Here is an 18,437-nt window from a genome sequence, read left to right as displayed (position 1 = left end):
AAGGCCGCTTTACCACTGCGCTATATTCTAAAAATCATCCTGTTAAAGGGAATGACTTATGCTGATTAACCTACAAAATCACGTTAACGCAACTACACAGAATAAAAATAAAACGTGCCACAAGCGTGATACAACAACCAGAGTGCTGTGCTCAAACAGTCAGGCACATATCCAGGTAATGAACCTCAAAAAAATGGGGCTTTCACTTCAGGCTATTGCGGCTATTACTGGCTTCTCGGAAAAAGAGATCATTCATTTTCGCTAAAATACCTGATGGCGTTGAGTGAAAATATCTCTCTCGTTGTCGATTATTTACTGACTGACATTTCGAACGCTAACACAATAATAGCGTTTTACACCGTTGGCACTTTACTCCTGTAAAGGATGACGTGCGCACTGTTATTCAAACAACAGCTTAGATAATGGGCAGCAGATATACCACGAAAAAGCCTCTGCTTATACAATAAAAAAGGCGAGACACGCTTTCTGTCTCGCCTTTTTAATCACGGTTAATCAAAGAGTAAATGCCTTATTGATTAACTGCTTCGCGCCTCTTTCTGCACGGCATTGGGCTTACGATGCGCCAGTGGATAAAGCATGCTGGTAATCACTAAACCAATAATCCATGAAATATTAGCGCCAGGAACCAACTTCGCATAAGGACCGGAGAAAAAGGCATTCTCTACAAAAGGCACCTGCACAATAATCCCGCAAAAATAAACCACCAATGCTTGCGTATTCACTAAGCCGTAGCGTCCACCATCAGCACGAAAAATGGACGGAATATGATAATGCTGCTTATTAACATAATAGAAGTCGATCAGGTTAATTACGCTCCACGGGATTAATACTGAAATCAACGCCAGAATAACGTTAATAAAGAGTGCCACGAAGTTATCTGAAGCACCCAACGCCACCAGCACACCGCCAATTAACAGCGAGGCAGAAAAGATCATGCGCACGGATGCGCCGGGGGACCATTTGGGGCGAAAGGTTTGCACTGCAGTTATCAGCGAAAGCACCGCGCCATATAAATTCATGGAGTTGTGGCAGATGATATTAATCAGAAACAGCACCATTAAAACCGGCCCTAACCAGCCAGTAGCATGGCGTACAGACATCATGGCATCGCTGGTTGGCGCAATATTCACCGCCATCATGCCAAACACAAACGCCAGAATAGTCCCGCCGCACGCGCCTAAGTAGGTGGCGATGAAGGGCTTCGCAATGCCAACATTGGCTGGCAGGTAACGTGAGTAATCTGAGGTATAGGGTGAAAAGCTAATCTGCCAAACCGCACCAATACAGAAGGTGCCGAACCAGCCCGCCGCACTGATACTGCCGCGTTCCCAGAAATCAGCTGGCAAGGGTTGCAACATCATCAATATCAGACCGACAATCAGCGCCGCGCCCATTACCCAGGCACCAATTTTGTTTATCTTATGAATAAAATGGTATCCCACCATGCCGATAAAGGTTGCCAAAATGGCACCAATAATTGTCGCGAGAGTAACCGGAATCGTCGGAATGACGTTATTAATCACCTTGCCAGAGAGCGATATATTTGAGATGAAAAAACCCAAATATATCACTGTCGTGAAACATATCATTAACAGCGAGCCGTAACGGCCAAACTGCGCCCGGCTTTGTACCATCTGGGGAATGCCGACTTTCGGGCCCTGAGCGGATGTCAGCGCCAGAAACAAACCGCCGAACATATGACCCGCGATAATCGCCGTTAATGCTGCAATAACATTAAGATGAAACGTTTCTGTTGCAATAGCACCACTGACAATCGCAAGGGGCGCGATGTTAGTACAAAACCAAAGCGTAAACAGGCTACGGGGTTTACCATGACGTTCCGATTCAGGTACATAATCTACTGATTTATCCTCAATAAGATTATTTTGGAGTGATTGAGTATTCACCGCATCCTCGAACTATAAAAATGAATTAGCGCGTAAAATAACAAAAAACGCACTCAAAAAAAACGCGCAGTTATTCTGACAGAATTATTTGTCTTTTTTATCCTGCAAAGCCTTGTGATATTTCCGCTTAAAAAAAGCACTATTACGGCTTTTATTTTCTGCCGCTTGCGCTTAATAACAGACGTAAAATCAGCTTTATATAGAAATAATCCTTAGAAGCAGGATTGTTTAATCGGTGAATAACTGACCGCATTATTACACCGATTGGCAAGAAGGAGATTCGCCTTATATCGCCGGCACAAAATCGTCTCAGTCAGGCTAAACGTAGCCCATCATCCTCAACAGCGACTGCGCACGGTTCATCGCCTCAGCGCGATGCGTGACCCCCAGTTTCTGATACAAATTACGAATATGGGTTTTGATCGTTGTCGCCGCCACCGCCAGTTCTCCGGCAATCTGATCGTTGCTATAACCCGAATAAATCAGCCCCAATACCTGCCATTCACGCTGGGTTAAGGGGCTGGTGCGAATCAATTCAGGCACGTCAGGATGATTGAGCAAACGGCTGATAAAGCTTTCATCAAAATGGGCGAATTTGTGACGATGATATTTATTAATTTCCAGCAGGATCCGACGGGCACGATGACTATCAAGCTCATTGAGGGTGTTTAGCTGAATCAGCTGACGCAGCTGCTGCGCCATCATTTCCCCTTCAATGACAAAATGGCTGATAAAACCGGTGCTGCGCGCGAGCTGAAGCGCCTCAATCAGCGTACGCTGAGCTTCAACTTTGCGATCGGTTTGCCAATAGATCTGGTTCATCAACAGCAGGTTGCGGTTCATGTCACTCATCAGCCGCAGCGCACGTGCGTTGTCATTCAGCTCTTCAAGCACCACTTCGGCCTGGTTCATATCCCCCAGCAGAATCTGCGCACGCGCAATATTGCGCCACTGTCCTTGCAAGAAATGGTTGTTGGCAAAGGCGGGCTTTGGCGTTTGCCGCATCCAGCTAGCGGCGCTTTGTTCATCGCCCGTCATCTGCCAGTAGATCACGCGCACTTTGTCAGCGTTAGCGATCCAGTCGCTGTGCCAGCTGCCGTTGTTAAGCAAATTCTCAAGTCGGTTAAGGTAGCTGCGTGCATTATCCAGATTACCGCGCGCTAAAGAGCATTGAACCAACAGGCCAAGGCATTGGATTTGCTGCTGCGGCTGATAACCGGTTAACACCTTGATGCCTTCGCGCGCGGCGTGCTCCGCCTCATCAAGCCGTCCCCACGCCCAGAGCAATTGTGCACGAATGCGCAGCAAAAATTCATGTAACGGGAACTGAGCCAGATGCTGTTCGCTCACCAGTACAAAGGCCCTTTCCTGGGTTTCATAAGCCGCTTGCAAAAATCCTTGAGCAAAGAGGATTTCGCTTTGCTGGATTAGACTCCAAAGCGCGTAATGCCAGGCTTCATCGCGGCGCGCCATCTGTTCCGTTTGGCGCATCAGCTTAAGTGAATTCACCAGATCGCCTTTGCAGTGCATCACTTCACCGTGCACAGATGTCGCCACAATGCGACTGTAGTGGCGCGTAGCCGGCAGGGTTTCAAGCGCCACTCTCGCCAGGCGCTCGGCTTCATCCGTATCGCCATCATTGATTGCAACCTGCGCGCGCAGCGCGTTAAATTCGCCGCGCAGCGCTTCATCAATTTCGCAGCTGGAGGCGTGTTCGAAGCGTGCCAGCAAGCTGTTTACTTCAGAAAAACGGTGCTGGCTCTGCATCAACCAGGCTTGCAGCAGCAGCAGCTTCGGGTTCTCTAGCGTCATCTCCCACGGCAGCGCCTTGAGTGAGGTTTCAAGTAGCGCCAGTTCGCTCTGATTGAATAACGTCCAGGCGTGTTCCAATAACACGTCGCGCAGCATGCTGGCATCGCCAGAAGCCAGCGCATGATGAATCGCTTCACCGGGAAAGCCTTGCGCCATCCAGCTTTCCGCCGCCGCACGATGAATCGCAGGCAGTTCGGCAGCCAGTTCCCATTCGCAACGCTGACGCAGAAAACTGCCGAACAGCGGATGATAGCTAAACCAACTGCCGGAATCGTCCATCCGTTGTAAAAACAGCCCCTGACGCTCAATCTCTTCCAGCCGCATCTGGCCATTCTCTTCGCGTGTCACACACGCGATAAGCACATCGTTCATTGAACGCAGCAAAGCGCTTTTTAACAAGAAGTTACGTGTAGGCAGATCGACATTATCCAGCACCTCTTCAACCAGATAATCGGCGAGATGGCTGGCATTAATTCCTGAAAGACGGCGCGCCGAGTGCTGCGCTGAACTCGCGCCCTGGCGGGCAGATAGTGCAATAAGCTGTAAAGCTGTGGCCCAGCCCGCGACGTCATCGCACAAGCGACCGCTCTCTTCGGTTTCCAGCGGTGAGGGCAACCGACAATCAAAAAACTGTTTCGCTTCCTGATGGGTAAACGCCAACTGCTGGCTGCCCAATTCAATTAACTGCTCGCGCACGCGCAGATTGGCAATGCCAAGCTGTGGCAGATTACGTGACAGCAAAATTAACGTGAGATTTTCTGGCTGATGACGCAAGAAGAAACGCATCGCGTCATGGATCGCACTGTTCGTGATGAGATGGTAATCATCGACGATCAGCCACAGCGGCTGTTGCCACTCCGCCAGCTCAATAAACAGCTGCGAAAACAACGCATTGAGATTGACATACTGCCGCTTCTGAGCAAGGGCCTCGCTGCGTGGACAGCCGCCATTGCTTGCCTGCTGTAAGGCGGCAATCAAATAATCGGCAAAGCGTTCTGCCTGATTATCGCCCTCGTCCAGTGAATACCAGCCGAGATGCGTTTTGCCGGCTGCCCATTGTGATACGAGTGTCGTTTTACCATAGCCTGCCGGGCTGGTGACTAACACCAGACGATAGTTACCGGCTGCCGTGAGTTTTTGTAGTAGGCGTTCACGTATCACGGTGCTTTCGAGGCGCACGGGCCGACTCAGTTTTGAGGGTATTAACATTGGCGTATACAACTCCAGGAAGGATTAACGCATCATTTTTTTACGCTTCGTAATTAATCCTCACACGTTCAAACATTCGGGTACTGAATGCAAGCAGACCGATTAACTGATCTTTACAAAAGTGGGGTTAATCACACTCCTGCGCCGGTTTCAGATTAGCCTTAGCTTTCTCCACCCTGCTCATCCTCCCTGCGTAATTCTGAGGAGGAGGAGGATGGGTACAAGCTGGACGGGCAAACTGGTACGCATTCTGACCTACCGCTCTGACAGGACAACCTAGCCATGACACAGCATCAATTTGATCCCTCCAGCTTCACGAATGCCCTGACACGTCAGTGGCAACGCTTTGGTTTACGCGATGCCCGCGAAATGACGCGCACGCAATGGTGGCAAGCCCTTAGCGGCGCGCTCGCAGAGAGTGTGGCGGAACAACCTGCCGTAACAGCGCCAACGTCTGCCCCGCAGCGCCACGTAAATTACCTTTCGATGGAGTTTCTGATTGGGCGTTTGACCGGCAATAATCTGCTGAACCTCGGCTGGTATAACGGGGTGAATGACGTCCTTTCCACTTTTGATGTCACGCTCAGCGATATTCTGGAACGTGAAACCGATCCCGCCTTGGGTAACGGCGGCCTGGGCCGACTTGCCGCCTGTTTCCTCGACTCAATGGCAACCGTAGGCCAACCCGCTATCGGCTATGGGCTTAACTATCAATACGGCCTGTTTCGCCAACGCTTTGTTGACGGCGCACAGCATGAATCACCCGATGACTGGCAGCGCGATCGCTACCCTTGGTTCAACCACAACGCTGCGCTGAATGTTCAGGTCGGTTTGGGTGGCAAGATCATCAAAGAGAATGGCGAATCACGCTGGCAACCTGCGTATCAACTGTTAGGTGAAGCCTGGGATCTGCCGGTTGTTGGCTATCAAAACGGTGTCACCCAGCCGCTGCGTCTTTGGCAGGCAAAACATGCACAACCTTTTGACCTCAGCCGTTTCAACGACGGCGATTTTCTGCGGGCCGAACAGCAAGGCATTGATGCAGAGAAACTGACCAAGGTGCTTTACCCTAATGACAATCATCAGGCCGGCAAGAAATTGCGTCTGATGCAGCAATATTTTCAGTGCGCCTGTACGTTGGTGGACATTTTGCGCCGCCACCATCAGGCAGGACGCACCATTGAAACGCTACCCGACTATGAAGTGATTCAACTCAATGATACACATCCTACTTTAGCGATTCCTGAACTGCTGCGCCTGCTGCTTGATGAACATCAACTGAGCTGGGATCAAGCCTTGAAAATCACCCAGCGCACTTTCGCCTATACCAACCATACCTTAATGCCAGAAGCGCTAGAGTGCTGGGATGTACGCATGGTGCGCAGCCTGTTGCCGCGCCACATGATGATCATCAATACGCTCAATGCGCAGTTAAAACAGCAAGTTGACGCTCAATGGCCAGGCGATGAGGCAAAATGGGCCAAGCTGGCGCTGGTACATAACAACCAGTTGCGTATGGCGAATCTTTGCGTCACCGGCGGTTTTGCGGTGAATGGCGTAGCTGCGTTGCACTCTAAACTGGTGGTGCAGGATCTCTTCCCGGAATACCACCAGCTTTGGCCACAGAAGTTTCACAACGTCACCAATGGCATTACGCCGCGTCGTTGGATCAATCAGTGTAATCCTGCGCTCTCGGCGCTTATCGACAAAACGCTGCAGAAACCGTGGATCAACGATCTTGATGCGCTGAAAGCGCTGGAGAATTACGCCGACGATGCGGCGTTCCGCGCTGAATACCGCGCGATTAAGCAGCAAAATAAAGAAGAACTGGCGCGTTGGATAGCCGCACGTACCAGCATTCATGTTGATCCCAATGCCATGTTCGATGTCCAGATCAAACGCCTGCATGAATACAAGCGCCAGCATCTGACACTGCTGCATATTATTGCGCTTTGGCAAACCATCGTCAGCGATCCGCAGGCTAACCGGGTTCCTCGCGTGGTGTTGTTTGGTGCGAAAGCGGCACCGGGCTACTATCTGGCTAAAAATATCATCTATGCCATCAATAAAGTGGCGGAAACGGTTAACAACGATCCACGCGTTGGTGACCGCCTGAAAGTGGTATTTATCCCCGATTACAACGTTTCGGTGGCTGAGCGACTGATCCCTGCCGCCGATCTTTCCGAGCAAATTTCAACGGCCGGTAAAGAAGCGTCAGGCACCGGCAATATGAAGCTGGCCTTAAACGGCGCCTTGACTATCGGTACGCTGGACGGCGCAAACGTTGAGATTGCCGAACAGGTCGGCAGCGACAATATCTTTATCTTTGGTCACACCGTAGAACAAGTCAGTGCGCTGAAGGCAGCGGGCTATGCACCGCAGACGTGGCGCAAAAAAGACAAACAGCTTGATCAGGTGCTAAAGGCGCTGGAGAACGGCACCTTCAGCAACGGCGATACCGAAGCGTTTGAGTCGCTGTTGCACAGCATCGGCCCCAAAGGCGGCGATCCTTATCTGGTACTGGCTGATTTCCGTGCGTATCTGGAGGCACAAGCCCAGGCAGAAGCGCTCTGGAGCGATCAAGATGCCTGGACGCGTGCGGCGATTCTTAACACCGCACGCTGTGGCATGTTCAGTTCCGATCGCGCTATCCGCGATTATCAGCATCGTATCTGGCAGGCATCACGCTGAGGATCGCTATGAAACCGAAAAACCATCTTGATGGCTTTGCTGAGGCCGTTATTGCGAGCGAGTTCATTAATGCACATGGTCAGCCGCAGGCGATCCCACTGGTGACCCGCCAGCGTTTGCTGGCGATGATGCAGCCGCCAACAGCGCCAGCGACCTCGCTTCCTCCGGTCACGATTTTCCGCGACGGTGAGCCGCTGATTCTGCACCCGATCATCGATTCAGAGGCGCAGTGGCAATTAGTGAGCGAAGCAGGCGAGCATTGGTCTGGTCGTTGTCATGGGAATCAGCCGCTCCGTTTGCCCGCGCTGTCCATGGGATATCACGAATTTACCTTGATACAAAAAGATGAGACCCGACGCTGCCGTATTATTGTGACACCGTCACGCTGTTATGAGCCACCCGCGCTGGTGGCTGGCAAGTCGTTGTGGGGCGCTTGCGTTCAGCTCTACACGCTGCGCTCAGATGATAACTGGGGCATAGGCGACTTTGGTGATCTGCAAAGGATGTTGCAAGAATTGGCCCCGCGCGGTGGGGCCTTTATCGGCCTCAACCCAATTCACGCTCTTTTTCCGGCAGATCCTGAAAGCGCCAGCCCTTATAGCCCTTCGTCGCGACGCTGGCTCAACTTGCTCTATATCGACGTAGCAGCATTGCCCGATTTCCAACAATCACCGCAAGCGCAAGCGTGGTGGTTGTCAGTGGCTACGCAGCAGGCACTCACCGCAGCGCGTGAATGTCAGGACGTCGACTATACCGCTGTGACACAGTTGAAACTGGCTGCGTTGCGTTTGGCGTGGAAGCAATTCAAACTGCGCGCGCTTAACGACGATAACGTGAAAGCCTTTGCGGCATTCATCGACGAAGGCGGTGAAAGCCTGCGGCATCAAGCCTTGTTTGATGCGTTGCACGCCAAACAACGTGCAGAAAATCCTGCAAGCGGAGACTGGCCAACCTGGCCTGAGGCGTTACAGCATCCCGACAACCCCGCGGTACGCGCTTACGCGCAACAGCACGCCGACGAGGTGCGCTTTTATCTCTGGCTACAGTGGCTGGCGGCTCAGCAATTCGCGGCGTGCTGGCAGGTTTGTCAGCAGCAGGCGATGCCGATCGGGCTTTACCGTGATTTAGCGGTTGGCGTCGCGCAAGGCGGAGCAGAAACATGGAGCGAACGTGATCTCTACTGCCTTCAGGCGAGCGTTGGCGCACCACCTGACATTCTCGGACCGCTGGGTCAGAATTGGGGTTTACCCCCGATGGATCCGCAGATCATGCGGGCACGCGCCTTTGACCCTTGGATTGCGCTGCTGCGCGCTAATATGCGCGACTGCGGAGCGTTGCGTATCGATCATGTGATGGCGCTGCTGCGATTGTGGTGGATCCCCGTAGGACAAAGCGCTGCGCATGGCGCTTACGTCAATTACCCTATCGACGATTTGCTGGCTATCCTTGCGCTGGAAAGCCAACGCCATCAATGCATGGTGATTGGTGAAGATCTCGGCACGGTGCCCGAAGCCATCGTCGAAAAGCTGCGTGATGGTGGCGTGTACTCCTACAAGGTGCTCTATTTTGAGCAGGCGAATGAGCAAAGTTTTCGTGCGCCAGCAAACTGGCCACGCCAGGCAATGGCTGTCGCCACTACACACGATCTGCCCACACTGCGCGGTTGGTGGCAAAGCGACGATTTAACCCTAGGTAATCAACTGGGGCTTTATCCCGATAAACTGATCCTGGCGGGGCTTTATCAGCAACGGCTGGCCGCTAAGCAGGCGTTATTACACAGCCTGCATCGCACCGGTAGCCTGCCAAAACGCGCCGGGCGTCAGGCGCAGCGCACCTTAATGGGTAAATCCCTGAATCGTGCTATGCAGCGTTATCTGGCTGACAGCAACAGCGCATTGCTGGGATTGCAGCCCGAAGACTGGCTGGATATGGCCGCACCGGTCAACGTTCCCGGCACGTGTAACGAATATCCTAACTGGCGGCGCAAGCTAAGCGCATCGCTGGAACAGATATTCAGTGATCCAGAGATCACCACGTTGCTGCGCGATCTCGATGGTCGCCGACGTCAAAAATAAAACACAAAAAAACCTCACTGCTTAGCGGTGAGGTTTTTTCAATGCAGTGAAATAGGTTTTAAAAAGGGTGCGCCGAAGCGCACCAGATGGAGCAAATTCAGCCTTGTCGGGGTAACTTCACCCCTTGCCTTTTACACTGCTGATAAAAACTTTGCGCGCAGAGGTTGAACCTAAACGTTCCGCCTCATCCAGCAGCTTCAGCGCTTTATCAATGTTGCCGCTGTCGACGGCCTGTTTAATACTCTGATTAAAATAACCTTCAGTATCATTCATGATCGGTTCACGCTTAGCCGCAGGTGTTGGCGCGGGCGCAGCGGTATACGCCGCAGGCGCGACCGCTGGCGAGTTGCCGACCGTTACCGGTCCCGGACCCGATGAGCCAAACAGCGGCCCAACCAAAATGGATGAACCTGCACTGGTTTTCACTTTGAGCTTGAGCGTCCCTTCGCGGCTATGGTGAGCAATCGGATCGGGAATATCAGGCACCGCATTTCCCGTTCCTTTCGCGTAGGCTTTAGCGGGATCGATCATCGTAGTGGTTTGGGTTAGATCTTTTTCGGTAGTGAAAACCAGCAAATAGATTTTTTGCTGACCCAGCGCAGGCGTCAGCTTCATCACGCCTTCCAGTCGATCGGCGGACATGACGCCCGGCTGCTGATAGGTAAAGAAGCGGCTGGGAAACCACGCAGCGGGCCGCATGTTCTCATCCAGTACCAACACGTTAGGCGCAAAGACCTGATTCTTCTCTACTTCACTTGTCAACGTCAGGGTCAGTTCGCCGATATTGGCTGGCAGGCTGTATGCCGCAACCGGGCCGGCCAACTCCGCGTCATTCAAGCGCTGGCCGCTGTTCGCAAGCGTTGTGATTTGCGTGCGTGAAGGATCAACAGGTTGCCAGGTCAGTGACTGGATACTTTGAGCAGAAAGCGTGGGTGCAGCAGAGAGATCCTGCGGCACCAGATTGATATCAGCGTGAGCCGTGAAGCTTTGTCCCGCCAGGAGCGCAGCGCTCAGGCAGAACGCGACCAGCGTTTTTGTCATTTTCATTATGGTTACCTCAAAAAGACTGTCAGGCAGCGGCGTTAGCCAGGCAATAGCGTGCCGCGACCAAATTGACATAGCAGAGGCGAAAAGCGGCGCTTATCGCTGCCTTTCGCCTCTTTTTAGCGTGAAATCTCTTACCACCAAATTTCCATCTGCGCGCCGAATGACCACTCATCGTTGTCGCCACGGCTGCTGGTCAGCAAACCGTTACCGGTGCTGTCAGCCGAGGCAAATGAGGTCAGATCGCCTGCAGAGTCTTTGCTGTAGCCCCACTTCTCATCCCATTTTGCGTAGGTTGCAAACAGGCGCAGTGCAGGACGTGACCAAATGCTGTCACCCGCCTGCCACTGTTGAGCCAGCGTGACTTTGTATTGGCCGTTGCGTTCGCTGACTTCCTGCGACTTCACATTGTCGTAGCCCAGTTCCAGCAAGGTGCTCATGATTGGCGTCCATTTGTACATTGGGCGCACACCCACGGTGTACCACTCGGTTCCGCGATTGTTGTCGAGATCGGTGTTCTGATACATGGCGACGTACATCAGATCCCAGCGGTCAGCCAGGGTGATCGCCCCGTGATCGAGGATGCGATACATGTTGCCGTTGTTGTTGATGTTAGTGCCCTGCGGCAAGCCTTTGCCTTGAGAGGTCAGCGCATCCGTAGCGTACTGCAGCACGAATTTGTTATAGCCCTTCATCATGCTTTGGGTATGTTCAGCCGTGAACATCCAACCATCTTTCGACGCACCGTCTTCCAGTCGATAACCGTCACGGGCGTTTGCGCGACCGTAATCAACACCTAACTCAAGCACGCCATCTGGGTTGGTTTCCAGTCCGGCCAGACGCATATCAAACACGTCATTCGCGGTGCTGGTGGCATAATCACGAATCTGATCGTTAGAGAATGTGTAGGAACCGCCCGCTTCGGATGAACGCGTAGCAGCAAACGAGAGCTTACCGAAGCCTAAATCAACATCTTCCAGGCCGGCACCGGGACCTGAAATATCCCAGTAGTAGAAGTCGATCATGTGAACATCATGACGCTGATAGAAACGCTTACCGGCCCAGATGGTTGAACCCGGCAACGCTTCGATCAGGTTTTTACCCTTCACATTGGCTTCACGGAAGGCGGGAGACGTCGCTTCCCAGTCGTTTTGCTGAGAAACGGAATAGGCAACGTTGGTATCGAAGTAGAAGCTTTTATCGCCCTCTTTCCATACTTCTTGCCCCAGTTTCAGTTCAGCATAGGTTTCACACTCGTTGCCCAGACGATATTTACTTTGTGCACCGGTCGCCTGAAAACATTGTTGTTCACCACCGCTGCCCGTCCAGCCGATGCCGGAACGCGCGTAGCCGGTAAAATCTACCGCCATCGTTGGTGCAGAGAGCGTACCCACCGCGACGGCAACAGCGATGGGAAGTTTGCGCAGAGTTAACATTTTCTATCTCCTGAGGTCATTGCTTTTCTTGTTTTGGGGGTTACACACCAAGCTCTTGATGCAGCCTGCGACAGGCGCTTCCATCTTCACGGAACAGGTGGCAGCGCTCTGGCGGCAGGCCGATACCTAATGTGGCGCCCTCTTCTACCAGCACGACGTCCTCCTGGCGGTAAACCAGGTTTTGACGAATGGCGGGAATTTGGATGTGGATTTGCGTTTCATGCCCCAGTTGCTCGACCACCTGAACTTCACCTTCAAGGGTGACGTCAGCGATATCGCTGGGAAGCAGATGTTCTGGACGTATGCCTAACGACATGTTGCTGCCAACCTGCACGCCTGCGCTGTCAACCGGCAGCCAGACCAACTGCTGGTTGGGCAACCTGACCTGCACCTGATCAATCGCGGTGGCGGTGACTTTGACGGGCAAGAAATTCATTTTTGGCGAGCCGATAAAACCGGCCACAAAGCGGTTAGCGGGATAGTGATACAGCTCAAGGGGCTTGCCGATTTGCGCCACTACGCCGGCGTCCAGTACCACGATCTTGTCAGCCAGCGTCATCGCTTCGGTCTGATCGTGTGTGACGTAAATCATGGTGCGCTTCAGGCGCTTATGCAGACGTGATATCTCAATGCGCATTTGCACACGCAGCGCTGCATCGAGGTTGGAAAGAGGCTCATCTAGCAGAAACACGCGCGGTTCAGCCACCAGCGTTCGGCCAATGGCGACGCGCTGACGTTGCCCGCCGGAAAGGGCTTTAGGGCGGCGATCCAGCAGATGTGCCAATTGCAGCACTTCCGCCACCTGATTAACGCGCTGGTGAATCTCAGCTTTCTTCATACCCGCCAGCTTCAAGCCGAAAGACATGTTCTCCTCCACCGAAAGGTGGGGATAAAGCGCATAAGATTGAAACACCATGCCAATGCCGCGCTCTGCTGGCGGCACCTCATTCATTCGTTTATTACCGATCAGCAGCTCACCGCTGGTGATGGTTTCCAGCCCTGCAATCATGCGCAGCAGCGTTGATTTTCCACAGCCAGAAGGACCGACAAAAACCACGAACTCTCCTTCGCGAATATCGAGATCAATATTCTTCGATACCACCGTCTCGCCCCAGGCTTTGGTGACATTGCGTAACGCGACGCTCGCCATGATGCTTTTCCTCTCAGCTTGCTTATCCTTGCCCACCCACTTGGCAGACAGACCCCGGCGACCACTATGGGCAAGGAAACAACCGGCAACATCCTCCATAACAGGTGTGAAGACTGGGGGAGGAGTCGGGAGGAGGAGAAAGCGGGCACGTCACCGTTGTTCAAGTGAATGAAGCCATTTTTGTGATCGCAGCCGCAGACCGAAGGTGAGTTTTTTGTGCGCCTGACCGGTATAACGGGTTCGTTTTGCTAAGCCGATCACAGCTTGGTTGGCGAAGGCGTAGAGCGTAGGAGGATGAGAAGTCGAAGCAGATAAACACAATGTAGCGGGTAGAGCATTTACCGCTTCCGCTAAAAGGATAGAGTTATGATGATGAAAACCGGCACCCGAATCCTGGCACTTTCAGCCCTTACGGCCGCACTCTTCTCGGCTTCCGCCGCGGCAAAAATAGAAGAGGGAAAATTGGTTATCTGGATCAATGGCGACAAAGGTTATAACGGACTCGCCGAGGTCGGCAAAAAGTTTGAAAAAGAGACCGGTATTCAGGTGACGGTTGAACATCCTGACAAGATGGAAGAGAAGTATTCGCAGGTTGCCGCCACGGGTGATGGCCCAGACATCATTTTTTGGGCGCACGACCGCTTTGGTGGCTATGCACAATCTGGCCTGCTGGCAGACGTTTCTCCCGATAGCGCTTTTCAGGAGAAGATTTTCCCCTTCACCTGGGATGCCGTTCGCTTTAACGGCAAACTGATTGGCTATCCGATCTCCGTAGAAGCGCTGTCGCTTATCTACAACAAAGACCTGTTGCCAACGCCGCCAAAAACCTGGGAAGAGATTGCGGGCATCGACAAGAAAATGCGTGAAAAAGGCAAAAGCGCCATCATGTTTAACCTGCAAGAGCCCTACTTTACCTGGCCGCTGCTGGCAGCAGGCGGCGCTTACGCCTACAAACCCACTGATGGCGGTTATAACGTGAAAGATATCGGTGTTGATAATGCCGGTGCCAAAGCGGGTATGCAATTCCTGGTTGATCAGGTGAAGGCAAAAACGTTGAATGCGGATACCGATTACTCCATTGCTGAAGCAGCCTTTAACAAGGGCGAAACCGCGATGACCATTAACGGTCCGTGGGCGTGGAGCAACATTGATAAAAGCGGCATCAATTATGGCGTGACGCTGCTGCCATCGTTAAAAGGCAAACCATCAAAAACATTCGTCGGCGTGCTGAGTGCCGGTATCAATGCTGCGAGTCCTAACAAAGAGTTGGCGAAAGAGTTTCTTGAAAACTATTTGCTGACCGATACGGGTCTCGAAACCGTCAATAAAGATAAGCCGCTGGGCGCAGTCGCGCTGAAGTCCTATCAGGAAAAACTGGAGAAAGATCCCCGCATCGCCGCCACCATGAACAACGCGCGCAGCGGTGACATCATGCCAAACATTCCCCAAATGGCCGCGTTCTGGTACGCCATGCGCACCGCCACACTTAATGCGTTCAGCGGCAGGCAAACCGTTGATGCAGCGCTAAAAGATGCCCAAGCGCGTCTGAACAAGTAATCCTCTCCTGGAGCCGGAATTGTCCGGCTCATTACCGCTGTTAAGGAAAACCGAATCATGTCAGGAAAACCGAAAGCGAGGCGGCACAGCGCAGTGCTGAAGGGCTTACTCGTCGGGATCTGCTGTCTGCTGGTCGGCTATCTGCTGATTTTAATGTATGCCCAAGGCGAATATCTGTTTGCGCTGCTTACGCTGATTGTCAGTGGACTCGGCATCTGGATTTTTTCCAATCGCCGCGCCTATGCATGGCGCTATGTTTATCCGGGCATTGCCGGGATGGCGCTGTTTGTGCTTTTTCCCTTGGCGTGTACCGTCGCTATCGCATTTACCAACTACAGCAGCACCAACCAGCTTACTTTTGAGCGCGCGCAGCAGGTGCTGTTGAGTCGTCAGTATCAGGCCGGTAACGCGGTAAATTTTTCACTGTTCCCTTCCGGGGATCGCTGGCTACTGGTGCTGACAGACGGCGAAAATGGTCAAACGTTTGTTTCTCCACCTTTCACTTTTGGTGAAAAGCAGCAGTTAAAAATGACCATCGCGACGCCGCCTACGGGTAAACGCGCAACGCTGCGTACCATTACCGGTAATCGACAAGCGTTGAGCCAAATCAGCGCTGAACTGCCCGATGGTCGGCAGCTCGTCATGAGTTCGCTGCGCCAATTCTCAGGCACGCGACCGCTGTATGTAGAAAGCAGTAACGGCGATTTAAAAAACCAGCAGAGCGGCACTGTTTATCGCCCTAACGCTGAGAGCGGCTTTTATCAGGTGTTGAATGCCGATGGCAGCTGGGGCAGTGAGAAATTGAGTCCCGGTTATACCATCAACACCGGCTGGCAAAATTTTCTGCGCGTCTTCACTGACGAAGGCATTCAAAAACCCTTCCTCGCCATATTCGCCTGGACGCTGATCTTCTCGTTGCTGACAGTGGTTCTCACCGTCGCGGTTGGCATGGTTCTGGCTTGCGTGGTGCAATGGGAGGCGTTGAAAGGCAAAGCTATCTATCGCGTCATGCTGATTTTGCCTTACGCCGTGCCGGCGTTTATCTCCATCTTGATTTTCAAAGGCTTATTCAACCAAAGCTTCGGTGAAATCAACGTGATGCTCGACGCCCTGTTTGGCTTCAAACCGGCCTGGTTCAGCGATCCTACGCTGGCACGCGCCATGCTGATTTTGGTGAATACCTGGCTCGGCTATCCCTACATGATGATTTTGTGTATGGGACTGTTAAAAGCGATCCCGGACGATCTGTATGAAGCTTCCGCGATGGACGGAGCGGGACCGATGCAAAACTTCTTTCTTATTACCTTACCGTTGCTGATTAAACCGCTGACACCGCTGATCATCGCCAGCTTCGCGTTTAATTTTAATAACTTTGTGCTGGTGCAGTTGTTGACCAACGGCAGCCCCGATCGCCTCGGCACCACCACACCAGCGGGCTATACCGATTTGCTGGTGAACTACACCTGGCGTATCGCCTTTGAAGGCGGCGGCGGGCAGGACTTTGGTTTGGCTGCCGCTATCGCGACGCTGATCTTCCTGCTGGTGGGTGCGCTTGCGGTGATAAACCTGAAAGCAGCACGCTTAAAATTTGATTAAGGAGCAGTTATGGCAATGGTTCAACCTAAATCGCAGCTGCTGCGTCTGCTGCTAACGCATCTGCTGCTGCTGACCTTCATCGCCGCGATTCTGTTTCCGCTGATGATGGTGATTGCGATCTCGTTGCGTGCCGGTAATTTTGCGACAGGCAGCCTGATCCCGGATCAAATCTCGTGGGAACACTGGAAGCTGGCATTGGGCTTTAGCGTGGAGCACGCTGATGGACGCGTCACACCGCCGCCCTTTCCGGTGCTGCTCTGGCTTTGGAATTCAATAAAAATTGCTGCTATTAGCGCAATTGGCATTGTGGCTCTTTCGACCACCTGCGCTTACGCCTTTGCTCGAATGCGTTTTACCGGCCGCGCCAGCTTGTTAAAAGGGATGCTGATTTTTCAGATGTTCCCCGCCGTACTGTCGCTGGTGGCTATTTATGCACTGTTTGATCGCTTAGGACAGTATCTGCCCTTTATCGGTTTAAACACCCATGGCGGGGTGATCTTCGCCTACCTTGGCGGCATCGCTCTGCATGTCTGGACCATCAAAGGCTATTTTGAAACCATTGATGGATCGCTTGAAGAAGCGGCCGCCTTAGACGGTGCCACGCCGTGGCAGGCGTTCCGTTTGGTATTGCTGCCGCTTTCCGTGCCGATTTTAGCGGTGGTGTTTATTCTGGCGTTTATTGCCGCCGTGACTGAAGTGCCGGTTGCCTCGCTATTGCTGCGCGACGTCAACAGCTACACCCTGGCGGTGGGGATGCAACAATATCTCAACCCGCAAAACTATTTATGGGGCGACTTTGCCGCAGCTGCGGTGCTCTCCGCCATTCCGATCACACTGGTTTTCTTGCTGGCTCAACGCTGGCTGGTAAGCGGCCTCACTGCAGGCGGTGTGAAAGGCTAACGATCATCATTGTGTTATTGCCACTGCTTCCTCAATGCTCTCTGTGATTGAGGTCTTCGGCGGCCTTCGGGCCGCCTCTTTTTTTCAACCATTCGGCTTTTATTCCCACATAGATCACGTCGCGCGCTCTGCTGCTAGCTGCGTCAGCCAGGATATCATCGCTTCGCTGCCAGGTTGATTCAGTGTTCGTTGCGGCCAGGCGAGCATATAAGGTTTGCTGAGCGGCAGGCTCATCTCGTCAATGATCACCAGATCCCCTCGCGATAGCTCAGCTGAAATTAATCGCCGCTGTCCTAATAAAACGCCCGCACCCGCGACTGCCGCATCAATGGCCAGCGACGTCAGGTTAAAGCTGAAGGCGGGCTGCGGCGAAGGTTCAGGCACGCCTCTGGCCTGAAACCAGCTGCGCCAGTCAGGCAAAAATCGCCCTTCGTTTCCCCAGTCGAGGTGAATTAAAGGAGCATGCTTGAGTAATGCCGCCTGCGGATAGCGCGTTAATAACAGCGGGCTGGCAACAGGAATGACCTCATCAGTAAACAGCCATTGCCTGTCCAGTTGCGGATAGCGATCCTCGCCAAAGCAGATAACAAAATCAGCAGGCGTGGCGGTGAAATCCACAGGTGCATGGGTGCCATGCAGACAAAGGTCAACCGTTGGGCAATGTTCACGCCACTGAGATAACTGCGGCATGATCCACTTTGACGCCAAGGCAGGCAGCGCATAGAGCGTAAGTTTCGGCGTGGCGGCTGCATGTCGAATGTTCTGCTGTCCAAGGTGCAAAATATCAAAGGCTTCGGTGACGTAGCGCAGATATTCTTTACCGGTTTCAGTGAGCATGACGCCGCTTTGCGTCCGTACAAACAGCGTGCTGCCGAGTTGCTCCTCAAGCTGTCGAATTTGCTGGCTAACGGCTGCGGGCGTCAGCGCCAGTTGTGCCGCTGCTTTTGCCAAACTTCCTAGCTCGGCGGCCACTTTAAAGGCGTGAATAACACTAATTTTGGGTAAACGCGATGTGTGCATAGGCATTAAGTTATCCTTA

12 protein-coding genes are annotated in these 18,437 nt (G+C 52.7%); 6 read left to right on the top strand and 6 right to left on the bottom strand.

What is annotated here, in order from left to right; all coding sequences use genetic code 11:
* Window positions 1–58: 58 nt before the first annotated feature.
* Window positions 59–265 carry a hypothetical protein gene (locus ACF2G4_RS20395; protein ID WP_409076076.1) on the top strand — a complete coding sequence of 69 codons (207 nt, stop codon included), beginning with the start codon at window positions 59–61 and terminating at the stop codon, window positions 263–265.
* 271 nt (window positions 266–536) lie between these two features.
* On the opposite strand, the gene ACF2G4_RS20390 is transcribed toward ACF2G4_RS20395, so the two are convergent.
* Window positions 537–1,928, bottom strand: a complete 1,392-nt coding sequence (locus ACF2G4_RS20390; protein ID WP_215848686.1) for a cytosine permease — start codon at window positions 1,926–1,928, stop codon at window positions 537–539.
* Window positions 1,929–2,246: 318 nt separating this feature from the next.
* Window positions 2,247–4,949: an HTH-type transcriptional regulator MalT gene (malT, locus tag ACF2G4_RS20385; protein WP_243079140.1), complete on the bottom strand. Its 2,703-nt coding sequence runs from the start codon at window positions 4,947–4,949 to the stop codon at window positions 2,247–2,249.
* Between the two features lie 282 nt (window positions 4,950–5,231).
* Here malT and malP point away from each other — a divergent pair, with 282 nt between their 5' ends.
* Window positions 5,232–7,640 (top strand): maltodextrin phosphorylase, encoded by a 2,409-nt coding sequence (gene malP, locus ACF2G4_RS20380; RefSeq protein WP_243079141.1) that lies wholly within the window; start codon window positions 5,232–5,234, stop codon window positions 7,638–7,640.
* 8 nt (window positions 7,641–7,648) lie between these two features.
* On the top strand, window positions 7,649–9,715 hold the full coding sequence (gene malQ / locus ACF2G4_RS20375; protein WP_409076075.1) for a 4-alpha-glucanotransferase: 2,067 nt from the start codon (window positions 7,649–7,651) through the stop codon (window positions 9,713–9,715).
* Between the two features lie 117 nt (window positions 9,716–9,832).
* On the opposite strand, the gene malM is transcribed toward malQ, so the two are convergent.
* The 3 genes from malM to malK form a co-directional block, all read right to left on the bottom strand.
* Window positions 9,833–10,762: a maltose operon protein MalM gene (malM, locus tag ACF2G4_RS20370; protein WP_243079143.1), complete on the bottom strand. Its 930-nt coding sequence runs from the start codon at window positions 10,760–10,762 to the stop codon at window positions 9,833–9,835.
* A 131-nt stretch (window positions 10,763–10,893) separates the two neighbouring features.
* On the bottom strand, window positions 10,894–12,195 hold the full coding sequence (locus tag ACF2G4_RS20365; protein ID WP_243079144.1) for a maltoporin: 1,302 nt from the start codon (window positions 12,193–12,195) through the stop codon (window positions 10,894–10,896).
* Between the two features lie 40 nt (window positions 12,196–12,235).
* Complete coding sequence (gene malK, locus ACF2G4_RS20360; RefSeq protein WP_215848682.1) at window positions 12,236–13,345, bottom strand: maltose/maltodextrin ABC transporter ATP-binding protein MalK; 1,110 nt, start codon at window positions 13,343–13,345, stop codon at window positions 12,236–12,238.
* A 366-nt stretch (window positions 13,346–13,711) separates the two neighbouring features.
* On the opposite strand from malK, the gene malE reads away from it, so the two are divergent.
* From malE to malG, 3 genes are read left to right on the top strand one after another with little or no spacing between them, the layout of a single operon-like run.
* Window positions 13,712–14,902: a maltose/maltodextrin ABC transporter substrate-binding protein MalE gene (malE, locus tag ACF2G4_RS20355; protein WP_243079145.1), complete on the top strand. Its 1,191-nt coding sequence runs from the start codon at window positions 13,712–13,714 to the stop codon at window positions 14,900–14,902.
* 57 nt (window positions 14,903–14,959) lie between these two features.
* Window positions 14,960–16,498, top strand: a complete 1,539-nt coding sequence (gene malF / locus ACF2G4_RS20350) for a maltose ABC transporter permease MalF (protein ID WP_409076074.1) — start codon at window positions 14,960–14,962, stop codon at window positions 16,496–16,498.
* Window positions 16,499–16,507: 9 nt separating this feature from the next.
* A complete protein-coding gene (malG, locus tag ACF2G4_RS20345; RefSeq protein WP_215848680.1) occupies window positions 16,508–17,398 on the top strand; it encodes a maltose ABC transporter permease MalG in 891 nt (296 codons plus the stop codon).
* A gap of 114 nt (window positions 17,399–17,512) precedes the next feature.
* On the opposite strand, the gene ACF2G4_RS20340 is transcribed toward malG, so the two are convergent.
* A complete protein-coding gene (locus ACF2G4_RS20340) occupies window positions 17,513–18,424 on the bottom strand; it encodes a LysR substrate-binding domain-containing protein (protein ID WP_215848679.1) in 912 nt (303 codons plus the stop codon).
* Window positions 18,425–18,437 lie beyond the last annotated feature (13 nt).

The organism is Pantoea phytostimulans (assembly GCF_046118715.1).
Lineage (GTDB): Bacteria > Pseudomonadota > Gammaproteobacteria > Enterobacterales > Enterobacteriaceae > Pantoea > Pantoea phytostimulans.
Note: the sequence above shows the minus strand (reverse complement) of the source record. Positions and strands in the feature narration are given on the sequence as shown.

Bases quoted from the DNA above. Each gene is read 5' to 3' on its own strand.
- ACF2G4_RS20395 (WP_409076076.1), top strand. From the start codon at position 59: ATGCTGATTAACCTACAAAATCACGTTAACGCAACTACACAGAATAAA.
- malT (WP_243079140.1), bottom strand. From the start codon at position 4,949: ATGTTAATACCCTCAAAACTGAGTCGGCCCGTGCGCCTCGAAAGCACC.
- malP (WP_243079141.1), top strand. From the start codon at position 5,232: ATGACACAGCATCAATTTGATCCCTCCAGCTTCACGAATGCCCTGACA.
- malQ (WP_409076075.1), top strand. From the start codon at position 7,649: ATGAAACCGAAAAACCATCTTGATGGCTTTGCTGAGGCCGTTATTGCG.
- malM (WP_243079143.1), bottom strand. From the start codon at position 10,762: ATGAAAATGACAAAAACGCTGGTCGCGTTCTGCCTGAGCGCTGCGCTC.
- ACF2G4_RS20365 (WP_243079144.1), bottom strand. From the start codon at position 12,195: ATGTTAACTCTGCGCAAACTTCCCATCGCTGTTGCCGTCGCGGTGGGT.
- malK (WP_215848682.1), bottom strand. From the start codon at position 13,345: ATGGCGAGCGTCGCGTTACGCAATGTCACCAAAGCCTGGGGCGAGACG.
- malE (WP_243079145.1), top strand. From the start codon at position 13,712: ATGATGATGAAAACCGGCACCCGAATCCTGGCACTTTCAGCCCTTACG.
- malF (WP_409076074.1), top strand. From the start codon at position 14,960: ATGTCAGGAAAACCGAAAGCGAGGCGGCACAGCGCAGTGCTGAAGGGC.
- malG (WP_215848680.1), top strand. From the start codon at position 16,508: ATGGCAATGGTTCAACCTAAATCGCAGCTGCTGCGTCTGCTGCTAACG.
- ACF2G4_RS20340 (WP_215848679.1), bottom strand. From the start codon at position 18,424: ATGCCTATGCACACATCGCGTTTACCCAAAATTAGTGTTATTCACGCC.